This window comes from Streptomyces ficellus (assembly GCF_009739905.1).
Lineage (GTDB): Bacteria > Actinomycetota > Actinomycetes > Streptomycetales > Streptomycetaceae > Streptomyces > Streptomyces ficellus_A.
The window spans coordinates 4,030,567-4,049,147 of record NZ_CP034279.1; the positions used below are offsets into that span (position 1 = coordinate 4,030,567).

The following is an 18,581-nucleotide window of genomic DNA, read 5'->3' on the forward strand; positions in this document are numbered from 1 at the left end:
GCGGGGGGCTGCGGAGGGGGTAGCGTGCGTAGCGCGCCACCGGCGGAAGTTCTTGGCCGCGCGCCTCTTCGGCATCCCGCAGAATGGATGACGATAGGTGTGCCCGAGACACGTCGGGCGCGGACGTCGATGCGGCCCTCTGGTCCGCTCCGCCCGCCGCCCGTACATCGCGAATCGGCCGGCGCACCTGTGAGACGGCGTAGGAGATGAGCGAGACCTGTGAGTGCTGCGACGACGCGAAGCCGTACCCCGCGTACCCCCGCCCCCGACCGCCTGTGCGCCGAGGCGGTGGACCTTGCCCGGGAGGCGGCCGCGGAGGTGGCCGCGCCGGGGGTGATCGGCGAACACGCGGGCGTCGTCGCCGAGGGCGACCGGGTCGTCACGCACTTCTTCGAATGCCGTGAACCCGGCTACCGCGGGTGGCGCTGGGCCGTGACGGTGGCCCGCGCGTCCCGCGCGAAGGTCGTCACCCTCGGCGAGACGGTCCTGCTGCCCGGGCCGGACGCGCTCCTCGCGCCCGAGTGGGTGCCGTGGAGCGAACGGCTGCGGCCCGGTGACATGGGGCCGGGCGACCTGCTGCCCACCGAGCAGGACGACCTGCGCCTGGAGCCCGGGTACACCGGTGAGGACGTTCCGCCGCCGAACTCCCCCGTCTCGGAGGAGATGGCCGAGCTCGTCGACGCCGAGGACGCCGACCTCGTCTCGCGCACGCCCTCGCGGGGCTCCATCGCGGCCGTCGCCGAGGAACTCGGGCTGCGGCGGGCGCGGGTGCTGTCGCGGTACGGGCTGCACGTCGCGGCCGACCGGTGGGAGGACAACTTCGGCGCGAAGACCCCGATGGCGCAGGCCGCCCCGGCGCCGTGCGTGTCGTGCGGGTTCCTTATGCCGCTGGGCGGGTCGCTGAAGCAGGCGTTCGGCGTGTGCGCCAACGAGTTCTCGCCCGCGGACGGGCGCGTGGTGTCCCTCACGTACGGCTGCGGCGGTCACTCCGAGGCGGCCGTCATGCCGAAGCCGCCGCGCCCCGCGCCGCCCGTGCTCGACTCGATGGGCGCCGACGAGTTCCCGCTGCGGCCCGCGCGCGACAGCGGCTCGGTGCCGCCGGTGTCCCCGGACGCGGCGTCCGAGGACCTGGGCCACAGCTAGGGCGTGTTTCGCCCTAGCCCTCCCCCCGGGCGGGCGCGCCTTCCGGCGGGTTCGGCCGCCGGTTGCCGTGGGCTCCGCGCCCCGGGCGTCGGTTGCCGTCGGGGTCCGCTCCGTGGGGGGTGTCCCGGGCTCTCCTTCGCAAGCTCAGTCGTCTTACGCCCGGAACACCCCCCACTGCGCGTCCCCCTTCCGCGGGCGGGCCCGGGCACCCGCCCCCGCCCACCGGCGGGAGCCGGACGGCGCGAGCCGGACGGTGCCCGGCCGCGGGGCGGAGGTGCCGGGGCCGGGGGTGGGCCGCAGGCGGTACCTTCGGGCTCCGGAACGAGGCGCAGGGCGAGAGAGCGGAGCACGACGTGAGCGTGAGGGCGACGGCGACCGATGGGGCCGACCCGTTCGGGACCGCGCGGCTGCGGCGCGGGGTGCTCGACGCGTGGGGCGCCGGGCCCGCGCGGTTCCGGGAGGACGCCAACGCCGAGGAGGACCTCGCGCTCGGCGGGTACCGCGACCGGCTGGTGGTGGAGCTGGCGCAGAACGCCGCCGACGCCGCCGCCCGCGCGGGCGTCCCCGGACGGCTGCGGCTCACCCTGCACCCCGCCGACGCGGGCGGCCCCGCCGTGCTCGCCGCCGCCAACACGGGCGCGCCGCTGGACGCGACGGGTGTCGAGTCGCTGAGCACCCTGCGCGCGTCCGCCAAGCGGGAGGGCCACGAGGGCGCGGTCGGCCGGTTCGGCGTCGGGTTCGCCGCGGTGCTGGCGGTGAGCGACGAGCCGGCGGTCGTGGGCCGGCACGGCGGCGTGCGGTGGTCGCTGCGCGAGGCCCGCGAGATGGCGGCCGGCGCCGCGCAGGGCAGCCCCGGACTGGGCGACGAACTGCGGCGCAGGGACGGGCACGTACCGCTGCTGCGGCTGCCGCTGCCCGCCGAGGGCACCGCGCCGGAGGGCTACGACACGGTGGTGATCCTGCCGCTGCGGGACGCCGCCGCGGTGGACCTCGTGGAGCGGCTGCTCGCCGGGATCGACGACGCGCTGCTGCTGACGCTGCCGGGGCTGACCGAGGTCGTCGTGGAGGGCCCGAAGGGGACGCGCACGCTCACCCGCCACGAGCGGGACGGGTACGTCCACGTCGACGACACGGACGGGGTCACCCGTCGGTGGCGGACGGTCAGCCATCAGGGCGCCATCGACGCGGACCTGCTGAAGGACCGGCCGGTCGAGGAGCGGCTGCGGCCGCACTGGGCGGTGACGTGGGCGGTGCCGGTAGACGGCGAGGGCGCCCCGGAGCGGCCCCGTACCGCGCCCGTGGTGCACGCCCCGACGCCCACCGACGAGCCGCTCGGTGTCCCCGCGCTGCTCATCGCGACGTTCCCGCTGGACACCACCCGCCGTCACCCGGCGCCCGGACCGCTCACCGACTTCCTGGTGCGGCGCGCCGCCGAGGCGTACGCCGAACTGCTCGCCGAGTGGCGGCCCGTGACGAGCGGGACGATCGACCTGGTGCCGGGGCCGCTCGGCAAGGGCGTCCTCGACGGGGCGGTCCGGGCCGCGGTGCTGGAGCTGCTGCCGCGGGTGGCGTTCCTGGCCCCGGCCGTGGCGACCGAGGAGCTGACCGCGCTGCGCCCCTTCGAGGCGGAGGTCGTGGAGGGGGCGGGCGCCGACACCGTACGGGTCCTCGCGGAGGTCCTGCCGACACTGCTGCCGGCCGGCCTGGAGCGCCGTACCGAGCTGCGCGCCCTGGGCGTGGCCCGGCTGTCGCTCGGTGACGCGATCGACCGGCTGGCGGGCACCGAGCGCACCCCCGGCTGGTGGCACCGGCTGTACGAGTCGCTCGCGGGCGTCGACCCCGACCGGCTGACGGGCCTGCCCGTGCCGCTGGCCGGCGGCCGTACCGCGACCGGTCCGCGGCACGTGCTGCTGCCGCTGCCGGACACGCCCGCCGATCTGGCCAGGCTGGGCCTGAAGGTCGCCCACCCGGACGCCGCGCACCCGCTCCTGGAGAAGCTGGGCGCCCTGCCCGCCACGCCGCGCGCGGTGCTGACCACGCCTCAGGTGCGGGCGGCCGTCGCCGGGTCGCTGGACGCGGGGGAGGTGTGGGACGAGGACGCGCCGGACGCCGACGAGCTGGCGGAGACCGTGCTGGCGCTGGTGCGGGACGCCGGGCTCGAGCCGGGCGACGAGCCGTGGCTGGGTGCGCTGGCGCTGCCCGACGAGGACGGCGAGCTCGCCCCGGCGGGTGAACTGGTGCTGCCCGGCAGCCCGTTCGCCTCCGTGATGAGCGAGGACGCCCTGGCGCTGGTGGACGCGGAGCTGGCCGAGCGGTGGGGCGAGCAGCCGCTCGCCGCGTGCGGGGTGCTGGCGGACTTCGCGCTCGTACGGGCCACGGACGTGGTGCTGGACCCGGACGAACTGGAGCCGCGCGACGGGGACTTTGCCGAGCCGGACGACGCCGGTCTGCTGGACGCCGTCGACGTGTGGTGCGAGGACGTGCTGGACCGGCTGCCGGACACCCCGGTGCCGCCGGTGGCGACCGAGATCGTCGCCGTACGGGACCTGGACCTCGTCGACGACGACGCCTGGCCCGAGGCGCTGGCGCTGCTCGCCCGCCCGCCGCTGCGGGACGCGCTGACCCAGCCGGTGCGGGTGCTGCTGCCGGACGGGACGACGGAGACGGTCCGTTCGTACACCGCCTGGTGGCTGCGCGACCATCCGGTGCTGGACGGCCGGCGGCCCGCCGGGCTGCGTGCCGCGGGCGTCGACCCGCTGCTGGAGGGGCTGTACGACGCGGTCGACATCGCGACCGGCTTCCGCGACCCGCAGGTGCTGCGCGCCCTCGGCGTGCGGACCACCGTCGCCGCCCTGCTGGACGAGCCGGGTGGTGCGGCCGAGCTGCTGGCGCGGCTCGCCGACCCGGAGCGGGAGGTGGGCCCCGCGCAGCTGCACGGGCTGTACACGGCGCTCGCGGACCTGGACCCCGAGCAGGTCACCCTCCCCGACGAGCTGCGCGCGGTCGTCGACGGCGAGGTGCGGGTGGTGGACGCGGCCGACGCGCTGATCGCCGACGCGCCGGACCTGCTGCCGCTCGCGGGGGGCCGCGCCCTGCTGCCGGTGGCCCCGGCACGGGCGGCGGACCTGGCGGAGCTGTTCCAGGTGCGGCGGCTGAGCGAGGAGATCGAGGCGGACGTCGAGGCGGCGGGCGAGGAGCACGAGGTGCCGGACGCGGTGCACGCCCTGCTCGGCGCCGGTACGCCCGCGGTGTACGTCGAGCACGAGGAGCTGCGCGCGGGCGGCGTCGAACTGGACTGGCGCCGCACCCCGGACGGCACGGTGCACGCCGCCACCCTGGAGGGCGTCGCGGCGGGCCTGGCCTGGGCGGCGGGCCAGTGGCCGCGCCGCTTCGAGGTGGCGGCGCTGCTGGAGGACCCGTCCCGGACGGCGGAGCTGGCCCGCGACCGCTGGTTCGACTGACGCGGGTCCCGGACGGCCGGGTCCCGGGCCGCCAAAACCCCCGTCAGCCGGGGTCCGACGCCGCCGGGACCCCCGTCAGCCGGGGTCCCGGCCGGCCGGGGCGCGGCTCAGGCCGGGTACCTGCGGTCCACGTAGCGCCAGGCCAGCTCCACCAGCGCGGCGCCCGCCGCCGCGATGCCGACCGCCAGCCAGGGGATCGTCGTGCCGACCAGACGCAGGGCGAAGAAGTCCTGGAGCCACGGCACCGCGAGGACCAGGACGAACGCCCCGGCCATCGTCGCGACCAGCGCGATCCGCCACCAGGTGTAGGGGCGAGCGACGATCGCCAGGACCCACATGGACACCAGGAACAGGGTGAGCGTCGCCGCGCTGGTCTCGGCGCCCAGGGCGTCCGTCCCGCTGTAGTGGGAGCGGGCCAGCAGGTAGGTGGTGAAGGTCGCCGCCGCGGCGACGATGCCGCCGGGGATCGCGTACCGCATCACGCGGCGGACGAAGTTCGGCTTGGCCCGCTCCTTGTTGGGCGCGAGGGCCAGGAAGAAGGCGGGCGCGCCGATGGTGAGGGTGGACAGCAGGGTGAGGTGGCGGGGCAGGAACGGGTATTCGATGCCGCTGCACACCACGAGGATCGCCAGCAGCACGGAGTAGACCGTCTTGGTGAGGAAGAGGGTCGCGACGCGGGTGATGTTGCCGATGACGCGGCGGCCCTCGGCGACGACGGCGGGCAGGGTGGCGAAGCTGTTGTTGAGGAGCACGATCTGCGCGACGGCTTTGGTGGCCTCGGAGCCGGAGCCCATGCTGACGCCGATGTCGGCGTCCTTGAGGGCGAGGACGTCGTTGACGCCGTCGCCGGTCATGGCGACCGTGTGCCCGCCGGACTGGAGCGCGCCGACCATGTTCCGCTTCTGCTGCGGGGTGACGCGCCCGAAGACGGCGCCGTCGTCGAGCGCCCGGGACATCTCGTGCCGTTCGGCGGGCAGCTTGCGGGCGTCGACGGTGTGCTCGGCGCCGGGCAGGCCGAGCTTGCCGGCGACGGCGCCGACGGAGACGGCGTTGTCGCCGGAGATGACCTTGGCGGCGACGTTCTGGTCGGCGAAGTAGGCGAGGGTGTCGGCGGCGTCGGGGCGCAGCCGCTGCTCCAGGACGACGAGCGCGGCGGCGTGGGCGCCGTCGGCGACGGCCGGGTCGTCCAGCTCGGCGTCGCCGTCGGCGGCGCGGGCCAGCAGCAGGACCCGCAGGCCCTGCTGGTTGAGGTCGTCGGTCTCGCCGAGGACGGGGTCGTCGTCGGGGAGGAGGACGTCGGGGGCGCCGAGCAGCCAGGTGCTGGACTGCCCGTCGCTCTCCTGGAAGGCGGCGCCGCTGTACTTGCGGGCGGAGGAGAAGGGCAGCGCCTGGGTGCACCGCCATTCCTCGTGGTCGGGATATGCGGCGATGATCGCCTTGAGGGAGGCGTTGGGGCGCGGGTCGGACTCGCCGAGCGCGCCGAGGACGGTGCGTACGTAGGCCTCGTCCGTGCCGTTCAGGGGGCGCAGCTCGGTGACGTCCATGCCGCCCTCGGTGAGCGTGCCGGTCTTGTCGAGGCAGACGACGTCGACGCGGGCGAGCCCCTCGATGGCGGGCAGCTCCTGGACGAGGCACTGTTTGCGGCCGAGCCGGATGACACCGATCGCGAAGGCGACGGAGGTGAGGAGGACCAGGCCCTCGGGGATCATCGGCACGATGCCGCCGACGGTCCGGGCGATGGAGTCCTTGAAGGCGACGTCCTTGACGACGAGCTGGCTGATGACGAGCCCGATCGCGGTCGGCACCATCATCCACGTCACGTACTTGAGGATGGTGGAGATGCCGGAGCGCAGCTCGGAGCGGACGAGCGTGAAGCGGGACGCCTCCTCGGCGAGCTGCGCCGCGTACGCCTCGCGCCCCACCTTGGTGGCGGTGAACGCGCCGCCGCCGGCCACGACGAAGCTGCCGGACATGACCTGGTCGCCGCGCCGCTTCAGGACCGGGTCGGCCTCGCCGGTGAGGAGCGACTCGTCGACCTCCAGGTTGTCGGCCTCGGCGATCTCGCCGTCCACGACGACCTTGTCGCCGGGGCCGAGCTCGATGCAGTCGCCCAGGACGATCTCGGAGGTGTGGACCTCGGCGGCCCGGCCGTCGCGCCGGACGGTGGGTTTCGTCTCGCCGATGACGGCGAGGGAGTCGAGGGTCTTCTTGGCGCGCAGTTCCTGGATGATCCCGATGCCGGTGTTGGCGACGATGACGAAGCCGAAGAGGCTGTCCTGGATCGGCGCGACCACCAGCATGATCACCCACAGGACGCCGATGAGCGCGTTGAAGCGGGTGAAGACGTTGCCGCGGACGATGTCGACGGTGGAGCGGGAGCTGCGTACGGGTACGTCGTTGACCTCGCCGCGGGCGACCCGCTCGGCCACCTCGGCGGCCGTCAGCCCGGCGGGCCGGTGCTGGACGGGTGGCCGTACCGGGTGGACGGGGTCGAGTTCGGCCCCGGCGTCGATGGCCGGTCCGCCGGCTCGGGGTGTGCCGCCGGTTTCGATCTTCGCCCGCTGCGTCATGTGTCCGACGGTACGGCCGTCCCCGCCCCCGCACACGGTGAGTGGCGTGAAGTTCCGCCCGTGGTACGACGGGAACGGTCCCGTGGTACGACGGGAACGGTCCCGTGGTACGACGGGAACGGTCGCGTGGTCGTACGTGCCGGGGTGGTGCTTACGCGGGGTCGGGGTGGTGCTGCTCGGCGGCCGCCCTCTTGAGCGCCGCGTCGCGCTTGCGGACGTACCAGATGCCGATGAGTCCGAGCCCGGCTCCGGCGAGGCAGGTCCACACCCACCACGTGAGGTCGCGGTCGGCGAACCAGCCGTAGAAGGGGACCTGCACCAGGAAGAGGACGAACCAGAGGATCGTGCCGCCGGTGATGGTGGCGACGACGGGCCCCTCCAGGGGCTCGGGTGCCTCGTGCTTGGGGGTCCACTTCGCCATGTGCACAGTGTAGGCGGGGCTCACGGCGCGGCCCGGGGCCCGTGCGAGGCATGGCTCTACGCGCGGAGATACCGATCTTCGACTGATGCGTTCATACTGAAACGTCTTGTGTCTGACCGGTTTCATTCGTGTGAATGACCAAATGTGACCGGCCAGGGTCGCTTTCTTTTCGTTTCCCCGCCCCCGCACTCTGAGGTTTCGCATGCCTTCCTCGGCCCCCGCGCCGGCGGACGCCGTCCAGCCGCCGTCCCCCCAGCCGTCGGCCAGCGGCCACCTGGACCGCTTCTTCAAGATCTCCGAGCGTGGCTCCACCGTCGCCCGCGAGGTGCGCGGCGGATTCGCCACCTTCTTCGCGATGGCCTACATCATCGTGCTGAACCCGATCATCCTCGGCAGCGCCAAGGACATGTACGGGCACCAGCTCGACGGGGGCCAGCTCGTCACCGCCACCGTGCTCACCGCCGCGTTCTCGACGCTGCTCATGGGCGTCATCGGCAACGTCCCGATCGCCCTGGCGGCCGGGCTCGGCGTCAACACGGTCGTCGCCCTCCAGCTCGCGCCCCGCATGTCGTGGCCGGACGCGATGGGCATGGTCGTGCTGGCCGGCTTCGTGGTGATGCTCCTGGTGGCCACCGGCCTGCGGGAGCGGGTGATGAACGCGGTGCCGCTCGGCCTGCGCAAGGGCATCGCGATCGGCATCGGCCTGTTCATCATGCTGATCGGCCTGGTCGACTCCGGCTTCGTCTCCCGCATCCCGGACGCCGCCCACACCACCGTCCCGCTCCAGCTCGGTGCCGACGGCCACCTGGGCGGCTGGCCGGTCCTGGTCTTCGTCCTGGGCACGCTGCTCACGCTGGCGCTGATCGTCCGCAAGGTGCCCGGCGCCATCCTGATCTCGATCGTCGTGATGACGATCGTCGCGATGGTGATCCACGCGGTCGCGGACGTCCCCTCCTGGGGCCTGACCACCCCGGAGTGGCCCGGCAACCCGGTCGCCTCGCCCGACTTCGGGCTCGTGGGCGAGGTCAGCCTGTTCGGCGGCTTCGGGAAGGTCGGCGTGCTGACCGGCTGCCTGTTCGTCTTCACGGTGCTGCTGTCCTGCTTCTTCGACGCGATGGGCACGATCCTCGGCGTCGGCGACGAGGCCAAGCTGATGGACAAGGACGGCAACTTCCCCGGCATCAACAAGGTCCTCCTGGTGGACGGCCTCGCGGTCGCCTCCGGCGGCGCCACCTCCTCCTCGGCCACCACCTGCTTCGTGGAGTCCACGGCGGGCGTCGGCGAGGGCGCGCGCACGGGCCTGGCGTCCGTCGTCACGGGTGCGCTGTTCTCGGTCGCGCTCTTCCTCACCCCGATCGCCACGATGGTCCCCTCGCAGGCGGCCACCCCCGCCCTGCTGGCCGTCGGGTTCCTGATCCTGGCGGGCTCGGTGAAGGACATCGACTGGTCCGACTTCACCATCGCGGTGCCGGCGTTTCTGGCGATGGTGATGATGCCGTTCACGTACTCGATCACCAATGGCATCGGCATCGGCTTCATCGCCTTCAGTGTCCTGCGCCTGGCGGCGGGCCGCGGCCGCGAGGTCCCGGTCGCGATGTACGCGGTGTCCGCGGTCTTCGCCTTCTACTACGCGATGCCGGCGCTCGGCCTCACGTAACGGCGCCCGTGGGGCGGGCCCGGGGCGGCGTCCCGGGCCCGCCCGGAGGGCTCAGGCGGCCCGGGGGGATCAGGCGGCCCGGGGGATCAGGCGGGTTCCCCGCCGTCTCCCTCCTCGCCGGTCCCCGGCACGGTGATCCCGATGGCCGCGAGGTTGCGCACCTCCTCGCCCGCCGGATCGAAGGGCTTCGCCGCGGTGAGGACGATCCGGGCGTTCTCGGGGGTGATCACCGTCACCTCACTTCGACGAGGGTCGCGAACGCGGGCATGCCGTAGATGCCGCGGAACGGCTCCGGCGGCACGGCATCCGGGCCGGGAGCGGGCACGGGGCTGACCTCGAACGCGTCGTAGCAGTCGCTCATGCGCCCCACCCTCGGGCCTCACGCGGCGTGAGGATCAAGTCCGGGGGCCGCCCGTCCGGGTCCGCCGGCCCGGGTCCGCCCGTCCGGGGCCCCCGCGCAGGGGTTACGCGCCGCGCGCGTCGTAGAAGCGCGTCGTCTCGTCGACCGACGCCTGGAAGCGTTCGTCGAAGTCGTTCCGTACCAGCGTCCGGACCACGTAGTCCTGGACGCTCATCCCGCTGCGGGCGGCATGCAGTCGCACCCTGTCGAGCAGTTCTCCGTCTATGCGCAGGCTGAGCACCGTCGATCCCATGCCGCCCAGAGTCGCGGCCCCGCGCGGCCCGGTGCGTCACTTTCCGGCCTGCTCTCACTCGTACGGGTGACCCCTCCCACTCCCCGCCCTACCCGGTGGTATTTAGCCAGGGTAATGAGTTACGCTAAATACATGCCTGACCTGTCCCACGGTGACCCCGCTGACGCAGCCGCCGTGAACTCCCTGCGCTCCGCCGTCATGCGGCTGGGCCGGCGCCTGAAGCACCAGCGCGTCGACGAATCGCTGAGCCCGACCGAGATGTCGGTGCTCGGCACGCTCGCCCGCTGCGGTTCCGCCACCCCCGGTGAGCTGGCCCGCAAGGAGCACGTGCAGCCGCCGTCGATGACCCGCATCGTGGCCCTGCTGGAAGCCAAGGGACTGGTCCGGCTGGAGCCGCACCCCGACGACCGCCGGCAGAAGGTCGTCAGCCAGACCGAGACGGCCGAGGCCATGCTCGAAGAGTCCCGCCGCAAGCGGAACGCCTGGCTGGCCGCCCTCGCCGAGGGCCTGGACGAGGACGAGTGGGCGAAGCTGCGTGCCGCCGCACCCGTGCTGGAGAAGCTCGCGCATCTGTGAACCGACGCCAAGGAGGCGAACCTTTTGAGTACGGGACCCGGAGCACTCTCCGCACCCGCACACAACCCCGACCACGACACCACCCGGAACCGGACCTTCTCCTCCCTCAAGGTCCGTAACTACCGGCTCTTCTTCACCGGTGCCATCGTGTCCAACACCGGCACCTGGATGGCCCGGATCACCCAGGACTGGCTGGTCCTCAGCCTCACGGGCTCCGCCGCCGCCGTCGGCATCACGACGGCGCTGCAGTTCCTGCCCATGCTGCTCTTCGGCCTGTACGGCGGCGTCATCGCCGACCGCTACCCCAAGCGGTACCTGCTCATGATCAGCCAGGGCGCCCTCGGCCTGTGCGGGCTCGCGCTCGCCGTGCTGACCCTGTCCGGACACGTCCAGGTCTGGCACGTCTACCTGATCGCGCTCCTGCTCGGCATGGTGACGGTCGTCGACAACCCGGCCCGGCAGTCCTTCTACTCCGAGCTGGTCGGCCCCGCCCAGGTCCGCAACGCCGTCAGCCTGAACTCGGCCAACTTCCAGTCCGCCCGCCTCGTCGGCCCCGCCGTCGCCGGCGCCCTGATCGCGTCGGTCGGCAGCGGCTATGCCTTCCTGGTCAACGGCCTGTCCTTCCTCGCCCCACTCGCCTCCCTGATGCTCATGCGCACCAGCGAGCTGCACCAGGTGGAGCGGGCGCCGCGCGGCAAGGGACAGCTGCGCGAGGGACTGCGGTACGTCGCCGGGCGCCCCGAGCTGATCTGGCCGATCGCCCTGGTCGGCTTCGTCGGCACCTTCGGCTTCAACTTCCCGATCTGGCTGACCGCCTTCTCCGACGACGTCTTCCACGCCGGCGCCGGTACGTACGGCTTCCTCAACACCCTGATGGCCGTCGGCTCCCTCATCGGCGCCCTGCTCGCCGCCCGGCGCGGCACCTCGCGCCTGCGGCTGCTGGTCGGCGGCGCGGTCGCCTTCGGCGTCCTGGAGATCGCCGCCGCGCTGTCGCCGTCGTTCTGGCTGTTCGCGCTGCTGCTGGTGCCGATCGGCATGTTCGGCCTGACCGTGAACGTCACCGCGAACTCGTCGGTGCAGCTCGCCACCGACCCCGTGATGCGGGGCCGGGTGATGAGCCTCTACATGATGGTGTTCGTCGGCGGTACGCCGGTGGGCGCGCCCCTGCTGGGCTGGATCACCGACACGTACGGAGCCCGCGTCGGCTTCGCCACCGGCGGTGCCGTCTCGCTGGTCGCGGCCGTGGTGATCGGCCTGGTCCTCGCCCGGCTGGGCGGGCTGCGCGTCAAGGTCGAGATGCGGGGTCGCCACCCGCACGTGCGGTTCGTCCCGCGCGAGCACCTGGCCACGGCGGCCTGACGTCGCCGGTGCCGGGCGGGGGCGCCGCGCCGACGGCGTAACCTCGCGCCATGAGGCTTTTCGCTGCCGTGCTGCCGAGCCGGGTGGCCGTCGACGAACTCGCCGCGGAGGTCGGCCTGTTGCAGGCCCTCACGGGCGCCGGTGACCTCCGCTGGACGAAGCGGGACGGCTGGCACTTCACGCTCGCGTTCATGGGGGAGGTCGACGACCGGGTGGTGCCGGAGCTGCGGGACCGGCTCGCCCGCGGCGCGCACCGCACCGCGCCCTTCCCGCTGCGCCTCCACGGGGGCGGGCGGTTCGGGCGGCGTGTGCTGTGGGCGGGCGCCGCGGGCGGGCTGGACGAGATGCGGCTGCTCGCCGAGCGCGCGGACGCGGCGGCCCGGCGGGCGGGCGTCCCGATGGACGAGCACCGCCGCTACCAGGCCCACCTGACGGTCGCCCGCAGCCGGGACGACGCCGTCGACCTGCGGCCCTTCGTGGAGCGGCTCCGGGAATTCGACGGCTCCCGCTGGGACGTGACCGAGCTGGCCCTGGTGCGCAGCAACCTCCCGCGCGGCGGTGCGGCGGGTGAGCACCCGCGTTACGAGACGGTCGGCTCCTGGCCGCTCGGAGGGGCCGGTTAACCTCGAAGGGTGGACCCGAAGACCCGTAACCGGATCATGGCCGGTGTGCTCGTGCTGATGTTCGTGATCATCGCCGTGGCGGCCGCGCTCGGCTGACCGAGCGGCGGCCGCCCCGTCGCGTCACCAGGCGAAGGCCTCCGGGGACGGCCCCGGACCCGGGAAGATCGCGTCCAGCTCCGTCAGGACCTCGTCCGCGAGCTCCAGGTCCACCGCCCGCAGCGCCGACTCCAGCTGGTCGGCGGTGCGCGGACCGACGATCGGCCCCGTCACCCCCGGCCGGGTCAGCAGCCACGCCAGGGCCACCTCGCCCGGCTTCAGCCCGTGCTTGTCGAGGAGGTCCTCGTACGCCTGGATCTGGAGGCGTACGTCGGTGTTGGCGAGCGCGTCCGCCGACCGGCCGCTGGAGCGGCGCCCGCCCTCGGCCTCCTTCTTGATCACCCCGCCGAGCAGGCCGCCGTGCAGCGGTGACCAGGGGATGACCCCGAGGCCGTACTCCTGGGCGGCCGGGACGACCTCCATCTCGGCGCGGCGCTCGGCCAGGTTGTAGAGGCACTGCTCGCTGACGAGCCCGACCATGCCGCGCCGGGCGGCGGCCTCGTTGGCCTGGGCGATCTTGTAGCCGGGGAAGTTCGACGACCCCGCGTAGAGGACCTTGCCCTGCTGGATCAGGACGTCGACGGCCTGCCAGATCTCCTCGAACGGCGTGCGCCGGTCGATGTGGTGGAACTGGTAGACGTCGATGTAGTCGGTGTTGAGACGCTTGAGGCTGGCCTCGACGGCCCGCCGGATGTTCACGGCGGAGAGCTTGTCGTGGTTGGGCCACACCTGCTGGTCCTGGCCCATGTTCCCGTACACCTTGGTGGCGAGCACGACCTTGTCCCGGTCGCCGCCCCGGGCGAACCAGGAGCCGATGATCTCCTCGGTGCGGCCCTTGTTCTCGCCCCAGCCGTAGACGTTGGCGGTGTCGAAGAAGTTGATGCCCGCGTCGATGGCGGCGTCCATGATGGCGTGGCTGCCGGCCTCGTCGGTCTGGGGTCCGAAGTTCATCGTGCCGAGGACGAGTCGGCTGACCTTGAGTCCGGTGCGTCCGAGCTGCGTGTACTTCATGGACGTACAGCCAAGCCCTTGGAGCGCGCTCGAAGCAAGGGGGCGACCGGGCCCGGGCGCGGCCGGGAGGGGGGATCAGTCGCGGGGGAAGTCGGTGGTGTCGAGGACGAGGCCGACGGGGGTGTCGGTGAGGTCGACGGGCTTCCCGAAGCCGAACCGCTCGGGCTCGGGGTAGGCGCCGTCCTTGGGCGTGGTGTGGAGCACGCACTTGCCGGTGTAGGGATTCACGATCAGGTAGGCCGGCACGCCTGCCGCGGCGTACGCGTCCTTCTTGGGGCCGTAGTCGTTCATGCTGGTGCTGCGGGAGATGACCTCGGCGACGAACTCGACGTCCTGGTAGTGCCACAGGCCCTTGTCGTCCCTCGTGGCGCCTTCGGCGACGAGGGTCACATCGGTGGCGAAGCCGTTGAGGTGGCCGGGGTAGTCGATGCGGACGTCGGACTTGATCCGCTTCCTCGGGTGCTTGGTCCGAAGCTGCTCGACGATGTCCAGAATGATGTCCCAGTGGGTGTCCCGCTGTGGCGACATGAAGATGTGCCCCCCGACGATCTCTGCCTTGTATCCCTCGGGGACGCCCATCCGCTCAAGTGCCTCGAACATGTCGTCCAGAGTGCGCTCGTCGTTGCTGTCGGCCATGTGGATCCTGTCGTCGTCTACGACGGTCATCGTGGCGCTCCTCCCCGCTGCCGCGTGATCGCATGCAGCCGCGCGGCTCAACGATAGGCGGGCAAGGGCCGACACGCCGGTGGCGACTACTCGCCAATTGCGTCGCGGCGCCGGTTCACGTCGCGGTGCCGGCCAAGGGGTCACGCGCCGCCCAGCCAGCCCGCCGCGTCGAGCCGGAAGGCGTCGGCGGGGACGACGGCGCGCAGGACGTCCTCCATGCCGGTGACCCGTTCCGCCCCGAGGGTGCGGACCCAGTCCGCCCGCAGTGCGTCGAAGATCGCGGCCGAGCGGGTGAGGGCGTCCAGCCCGTGCGGGGTGAGGCGGACGAGCTTGCGGCGGGCGTCGGCGGGGTCGTCGGCGCGCTCGGCGTACCCGAGGGTGACCAGCCGGTCGACGGTCTTGCCGGCCGCCTGCTTGGACACGCCCAGCCGCCGCCCCACCTCGCTGGCGGTGGCCCCGCCGGCGCCGATCGCCTGCATGGCGAACCCGTGCGCGGGGCGCACGTCCGGGTGGCCCTGGGCGGCCAGTTCGGCGTGGAGGCGGTCGATGAGGGTGCGGAAACCGGCGAAGAGGAGCAGCGGCAGCTCGTACCCGTTGCTTTGTTCGACAACCTGGTTTACCTTCTTGTCGTCAACCATGTTGTCCATCTTAGGAGCGGCCTTGTTCGTCGACCACACCCCGGACTCCGCCCCGCCCGCCGCCCGCCCGGTCATGGAGGCCGTCGCGGCGCGCATGGGGGGCCACCTCCCGCCCGCCGTCGCCCGCATGGCCGCCTCGCCCGAGCTGCTGGAGGGCTTCATGACCCTCACGGCCATGTTCGACCGCACGACCCTCGACCCGGTCGCCCGCGAAACGGTGATCATGACGGTCGCCACCCGCAACGGCTGCCAGGTCTGCGTCGACCTCCACGTCCGCAAGCTCCGCGCCCTCGGCGCCGACCCGGCCGTCGTCGCCGCGCTCCGCGACGGCACGCCGCTGCCCGACGAACGGCTCGCCGCCGTACGGCGGTTCGTCGACGTGGTCTACGCGACGACGGGCGAGGTCCCCGACGAGGACCTCGCCGCCTTCCTCGCCCACGGCTTCACGGAACGCAACGCCCTGGAGGTGGTCATGGGCATCGGTACGTACACCATGTCGACGTTCGCGAACCGGCTCACGCGGGCGTGACCGCCCGGACGTTGTCGGTCATGCGGCGCAGCACCTTGAGCGCGGCGACGTACTCGTCGTCCGTGATGCCGGCGTGGATCCGCGCCCGGACGTCCGTCACCAGCGCCTTGATGCGCGCCTTGGCGGCCCGGCCGTCGTCGGTGAGGTGCAGGCGCTGTGCGTCGTCGAGACGCAGCCAGCCCCGGTGGAGCAGGGTGTCGACGGCGCGGCCGGCGTCGTACGGGGTGTCCGCGACCTCGGCGAGCCCGGCGGCGATCACCTCGCGGGTGACGTCGCCGCCGGCGTCGACCCGGTTGAGGGTCCACCACTGCGGCTGCGTGACGTCCACGCGGGCCATGGCGTCGCGGATGTGCCTGATGACGGCCCTGTGGACGACCCCGCTCCAGTAGCCGACGGGCTGCGAAGCCAGGTCCTCGTCGGTGACTGCGGGGTCGGCGGGGGCGGGGACGGTCGTCGTCGTTGTCATGAGACCGACCGTAGAACCTGCACCGCGGTTGAGGTCAACCGTCGCGATCTGCGCCGTCGTCGCCTCGCGGGCCATCGGGACGGGAGAGCCCGCGGGGGTTCGGCCCGGGCTGTGGGGCCGACGCGGACGCCTCCCCGTCGAGGGCGTCGAGTGCGTCGAGTGCGTCGAGTGCGTCGAGCGTGCCGAGTTCGGTGGCCGCTTCGAGCTGTCGGGGGTTGTTCAGCCGCACCAGGCCCTGGTGGGCGGCGGTCAGCGTCTCCCGTGCCTCCCGGTGCCGGGCGAGGTGGCGCAGGGCGATCCCCAGGTCCAGCCGGGTGGGCTCGCTCCAGGCGGGCATCCGGGCCGCCTCGAAGTGCGCCAGCGCGTAGCGAAGGGGGGCCTCCGCCTCGTCCCACCGGTTCAGGGCCGCCAGGTCGTTGCCGATGTGCTGGAGGGTCGCCGCCAGATAGAGGCCGATCAGTTCCCCGGGCTTCCCCGGTACGCCGGCCCGGCAGATCGCCTCGCTGCGCCGGTGGATGACCAGGGCCTCGTCCGCGCGGCCCGCCTGGCGCAGTTGCTGCCCGAGCGCGTTGAGGGCGCTGAGTTCGGCGAGGCGGCTCTGCGCGCAGGTCTGGTCCGCGAGGTGCGCGGCGGACTCCCGGAGCCGGGCGATGGCCTCGTCGGTCCGCCCGAGGCGGTTCAGCGCTCCCGCCGCGTACCCCAGTGCCCAGGCGACCTGGAGCTGGTCGCCCACTTCGCGCGCCGCTTCCAGGGCCGCCTCCGCGGCCGGCAGGGCGGCGAGGGGGTCGTAGAGGCAGTGGTTGTAGGCCCACGCCAGGTAGTTGAGGTGCACGGCCTCGTCCCGCCGGCTGCCCAGCGCGCGAGCCGAGTCGACGGCCCGCCGGAAGACCTCCGCCCACAGCTCCCAGTGCGCGGTGCGGTCGGAGAACCAGTGCATCGCCTCCGCCGCCTGCACCACGACCCGGTGGTCGCCGGCCTCCTGCGCCCGGACCAGGGCGGCGAGCCACTGGGCCCGTTCCGCCTCCAGCCAGCGGTGGGCCTCGGCGTTGTCGCGGGGCGCGGTGGCGGGATCCGGGTCGCCGTCGGCCGTACCCGGGCGGTCGGCGTCGAAGCGCAGCGCGGCGGCCGTGGCACGGCGGAGCGTCCACGCGGCGGTGCGGTCCTCCGCGGCGTCGACGTCCGCGGGGTCGTCCTCCTCGGCCAGCTGCTCCGCGGCGAACAGGGCGAGCAGGTCGTGGAAGCGGTACCGGTCGGCGGCCGGGTGGGGCTGGAGCAGTCCGGCGTCGGTCAGGGTCTCCAGGCACCGGGCGGCCTCCCGGACCGGCAGGCCGGCGAGCAGCGCGGCGGTCGCGGGGCTGAAGTCGGGACCGGCGGCGAGCGAGGCACGGCGGAAGACGGTGCGGTTCCGCGCGTCCAGCTGCCGGTACGAGAGGGCGAACGCGCCCCGCACCTGGAGCGACCCGGCCCGCAGCGCGTCCAGGCGGCCCCCGTACGCCGCGAGCTGGGTGACGAGCTTGGCGATGCGCTCGCCGGGGCGGGACGCGAGGCGCTGCCCGGCGATCCGTACGGCCAGGGGAAGGTGCCCGCACAGGTGCGCGAGGTCGCGGGCGGCCTGTCCCTCCTCGCGGACCCGCTCCGGACCGACGATGCGGCTGAGCAGTTCGACCGCTTCCTCGCGGCGCAGCAGGGCCAGTTCGGTGCGGTGCACCGATTCGAGCCCGGCCAGGCTGTTGCGGCTGGTGACGAGGGTGAGCGACGGACCGTGGCCGGGCAGCAGGGGCCGGACCTGGTCCTCGTCGGCGGCGTTGTCGAGCAGGAGGAGCACCCGCCGCTCGCGGAGCACGGAACGCAGCAGGCCGCAGCGGTCGTCGGTGCCGGCGGGCACGGCTCCGGCGGGGACTCCCAAGGCGTGCAGCAGCCGGGCGCAGACGTCGCGGGGCGGGGTGGGCCGCGGGTCCATGCCCCGCAGGTCGACGGCGAACCGCCCGTCCGGGAAGTACGGCGCGAGGGCGTGCGCGGCGTGCACGGCGAAGGCGGTCTTGCCCAGGCCGGGCTGGCCGCAGATCACGGCGACCGGCGGATGCGCGGGGTCGAGTCGCTCGGCCAGCGCCCGCAGCCGGGCCAGGGCGGGGGCGCGGGCGGTGAAGTCGTGCAGGTCGCGGGGGAGCGCGAGTGCGTGGTGCGGGGCGAGGTCCGGGTGGGGCGCCGTGCTCGCGGCGCCGGTGCCGGTCCCCGTGCCGTACGCATTGGCGTCGGCGGCCGCGGCTCGGGCCGGGCGGGGACGCGTACGGCCTAAGCTGGCCGCCCGCTCCAACTCCCGTGCCCCGGCGGCGTCCAGGCCCAGCGCACCCGCCAGGGCCTCCACGGTGCGCCGCTGCGGCCCCCGGGACCGGCCGCGCTCCATGTCGGACAGCGCCCGGACGCTCACCCCCGCGGTGTGCGCCAGGTCCTCCTGGCTGAGTCCGGCGGCCGAACGCAGGGCCCGCAGCCGCTCGCCGAACCCGTTCGTGGCCGGTATGCCGGTGTCCATATGTGCGTACCCCCCCGGGTCGGCGGGGGCCCGGCCGAGCGACCGAACCCACCGGCAGAAGTATGCAAGACGGTACTTCTGCCAAGGGAACCGCATGGCCCACCCCATATCCGCCGGTGTTGGCTACCGGTGACCCGGGGGGCGGCCGACCGATCGGCGCACCCGACCACCGCACCGACCAC

At 73.6% G+C, this 18,581-nt stretch carries 15 protein-coding genes and 1 pseudogene; 7 read left to right on the forward strand and 9 right to left on the reverse strand.

Translation table 11 applies throughout. From position 1 onward, the window contains the following. Positions 1–219: 219 nt before the first annotated feature. Together EIZ62_RS18095 and EIZ62_RS18100 are read left to right on the forward strand one after the other, a co-directional pair. Positions 220–1,143 (forward strand): DUF3027 domain-containing protein, encoded by a 924-nt coding sequence (locus tag EIZ62_RS18095; protein ID WP_156693684.1) that lies wholly within the window; start codon positions 220–222, stop codon positions 1,141–1,143. Between the two features lie 353 nt (positions 1,144–1,496). Then, on the forward strand, positions 1,497–4,604 hold the full coding sequence (locus EIZ62_RS18100) for a sacsin N-terminal ATP-binding-like domain-containing protein (protein WP_425281828.1): 3,108 nt from the start codon (positions 1,497–1,499) through the stop codon (positions 4,602–4,604). 107 nt (positions 4,605–4,711) lie between these two features. Here EIZ62_RS18100 and EIZ62_RS18105 read toward each other — a convergent pair whose 3' ends face one another. Beyond that, entirely contained in the window at positions 4,712–7,174 is a 2,463-nt protein-coding gene (locus EIZ62_RS18105; protein ID WP_156693685.1) for an HAD-IC family P-type ATPase, read from the reverse strand. Between the two features lie 151 nt (positions 7,175–7,325). Then, entirely contained in the window at positions 7,326–7,595 is a 270-nt protein-coding gene (locus EIZ62_RS18110) for a DUF2530 domain-containing protein (protein WP_156693686.1), read from the reverse strand. Positions 7,596–7,797: 202 nt separating this feature from the next. On the opposite strand from EIZ62_RS18110, the gene EIZ62_RS18115 reads away from it, so the two are divergent. Further along, a complete protein-coding gene (locus EIZ62_RS18115; protein ID WP_156693687.1) occupies positions 7,798–9,252 on the forward strand; it encodes an NCS2 family permease in 1,455 nt (484 codons plus the stop codon). Positions 9,253–9,338: 86 nt separating this feature from the next. Here EIZ62_RS18115 and EIZ62_RS18120 read toward each other — a convergent pair. Together EIZ62_RS18120 and EIZ62_RS18125 are read right to left on the reverse strand one after the other, a co-directional pair. Then, positions 9,339–9,613 (reverse strand): annotated as a pseudogene (locus EIZ62_RS18120) (hypothetical protein). 103 nt (positions 9,614–9,716) lie between these two features. Beyond that, positions 9,717–9,905 carry a ribbon-helix-helix protein, CopG family gene (locus EIZ62_RS18125; protein WP_156693688.1) on the reverse strand — a complete coding sequence of 63 codons (189 nt, stop codon included), beginning with the start codon at positions 9,903–9,905 and terminating at the stop codon, positions 9,717–9,719. A gap of 132 nt (positions 9,906–10,037) precedes the next feature. Here EIZ62_RS18125 and EIZ62_RS18130 point away from each other — a divergent pair, with 132 nt between their 5' ends. The 3 genes from EIZ62_RS18130 to thpR are packed head-to-tail and all read left to right on the forward strand — an operon-like array spanning position 10,038 to position 12,463. Beyond that, positions 10,038–10,481 carry a MarR family winged helix-turn-helix transcriptional regulator gene (locus EIZ62_RS18130; protein ID WP_156693689.1) on the forward strand — a complete coding sequence of 148 codons (444 nt, stop codon included), beginning with the start codon at positions 10,038–10,040 and terminating at the stop codon, positions 10,479–10,481. Positions 10,482–10,505: 24 nt separating this feature from the next. Next, a complete protein-coding gene (locus EIZ62_RS18135; protein WP_156693690.1) occupies positions 10,506–11,840 on the forward strand; it encodes an MFS transporter in 1,335 nt (444 codons plus the stop codon). Positions 11,841–11,890: 50 nt separating this feature from the next. Then, positions 11,891–12,463 carry an RNA 2',3'-cyclic phosphodiesterase gene (thpR, locus tag EIZ62_RS18140; RefSeq protein ID WP_156693691.1) on the forward strand — a complete coding sequence of 191 codons (573 nt, stop codon included), beginning with the start codon at positions 11,891–11,893 and terminating at the stop codon, positions 12,461–12,463. A gap of 120 nt (positions 12,464–12,583) precedes the next feature. Here the strand turns inward: thpR and EIZ62_RS18145 are convergent, their stop codons facing one another. The 3 genes from EIZ62_RS18145 to EIZ62_RS18155 form a co-directional block, all read right to left on the reverse strand. After that, positions 12,584–13,570, reverse strand: coding sequence for an aldo/keto reductase (locus EIZ62_RS18145; RefSeq protein ID WP_156693692.1), 987 nt, complete (start codon positions 13,568–13,570; stop codon positions 12,584–12,586). A 75-nt stretch (positions 13,571–13,645) separates the two neighbouring features. Next, entirely contained in the window at positions 13,646–14,236 is a 591-nt protein-coding gene (locus EIZ62_RS18150; RefSeq protein WP_156693693.1) for a Uma2 family endonuclease, read from the reverse strand. Between the two features lie 140 nt (positions 14,237–14,376). Next, on the reverse strand, positions 14,377–14,874 hold the full coding sequence (locus EIZ62_RS18155; RefSeq protein WP_425281829.1) for a MarR family winged helix-turn-helix transcriptional regulator: 498 nt from the start codon (positions 14,872–14,874) through the stop codon (positions 14,377–14,379). On the opposite strand from EIZ62_RS18155, the gene EIZ62_RS18160 reads away from it, so the two are divergent. Next, on the forward strand, positions 14,873–15,403 hold the full coding sequence (locus EIZ62_RS18160; RefSeq protein ID WP_208827972.1) for a carboxymuconolactone decarboxylase family protein: 531 nt from the start codon (positions 14,873–14,875) through the stop codon (positions 15,401–15,403). The two genes, EIZ62_RS18155 and EIZ62_RS18160, sit on opposite strands and share 2 nt — an antisense overlap. Here the strand turns inward: EIZ62_RS18160 and EIZ62_RS18165 are convergent. Together EIZ62_RS18165 and EIZ62_RS18170 are read right to left on the reverse strand one after the other, a co-directional pair. Further along, entirely contained in the window at positions 15,390–15,869 is a 480-nt protein-coding gene (locus tag EIZ62_RS18165) for a MarR family winged helix-turn-helix transcriptional regulator (RefSeq protein ID WP_156693696.1), read from the reverse strand. The genes EIZ62_RS18160 and EIZ62_RS18165 overlap by 14 nt on opposite strands. A gap of 34 nt (positions 15,870–15,903) precedes the next feature. Next, a complete protein-coding gene (locus tag EIZ62_RS18170) occupies positions 15,904–18,399 on the reverse strand; it encodes an ATP-binding protein (RefSeq protein ID WP_156693697.1) in 2,496 nt (831 codons plus the stop codon). Positions 18,400–18,581 lie beyond the last annotated feature (182 nt).

Bases quoted from the DNA above. Each gene is read 5' to 3' on its own strand.
- EIZ62_RS18165 (WP_156693696.1), bottom strand. From the start codon at position 15,869: ATGACAACGACGACGACCGTCCCCGCCCCCGCCGACCCCGCAGTCACC.
- EIZ62_RS18130 (WP_156693689.1), top strand. From the start codon at position 10,038: ATGCCTGACCTGTCCCACGGTGACCCCGCTGACGCAGCCGCCGTGAAC.
- EIZ62_RS18145 (WP_156693692.1), bottom strand. From the start codon at position 13,570: ATGAAGTACACGCAGCTCGGACGCACCGGACTCAAGGTCAGCCGACTC.
- thpR (WP_156693691.1), top strand. From the start codon at position 11,891: ATGAGGCTTTTCGCTGCCGTGCTGCCGAGCCGGGTGGCCGTCGACGAA.
- EIZ62_RS18170 (WP_156693697.1), bottom strand. From the start codon at position 18,399: ATGGACACCGGCATACCGGCCACGAACGGGTTCGGCGAGCGGCTGCGG.
- EIZ62_RS18125 (WP_156693688.1), bottom strand. From the start codon at position 9,905: ATGGGATCGACGGTGCTCAGCCTGCGCATAGACGGAGAACTGCTCGAC.
- EIZ62_RS18115 (WP_156693687.1), top strand. From the start codon at position 7,798: ATGCCTTCCTCGGCCCCCGCGCCGGCGGACGCCGTCCAGCCGCCGTCC.
- EIZ62_RS18160 (WP_208827972.1), top strand. From the start codon at position 14,873: ATGTTGTCCATCTTAGGAGCGGCCTTGTTCGTCGACCACACCCCGGAC.
- EIZ62_RS18155 (WP_425281829.1), bottom strand. From the start codon at position 14,874: ATGGTTGACGACAAGAAGGTAAACCAGGTTGTCGAACAAAGCAACGGG.
- EIZ62_RS18150 (WP_156693693.1), bottom strand. From the start codon at position 14,236: ATGACCGTCGTAGACGACGACAGGATCCACATGGCCGACAGCAACGAC.
- EIZ62_RS18105 (WP_156693685.1), bottom strand. From the start codon at position 7,174: ATGACGCAGCGGGCGAAGATCGAAACCGGCGGCACACCCCGAGCCGGC.
- EIZ62_RS18110 (WP_156693686.1), bottom strand. From the start codon at position 7,595: ATGGCGAAGTGGACCCCCAAGCACGAGGCACCCGAGCCCCTGGAGGGG.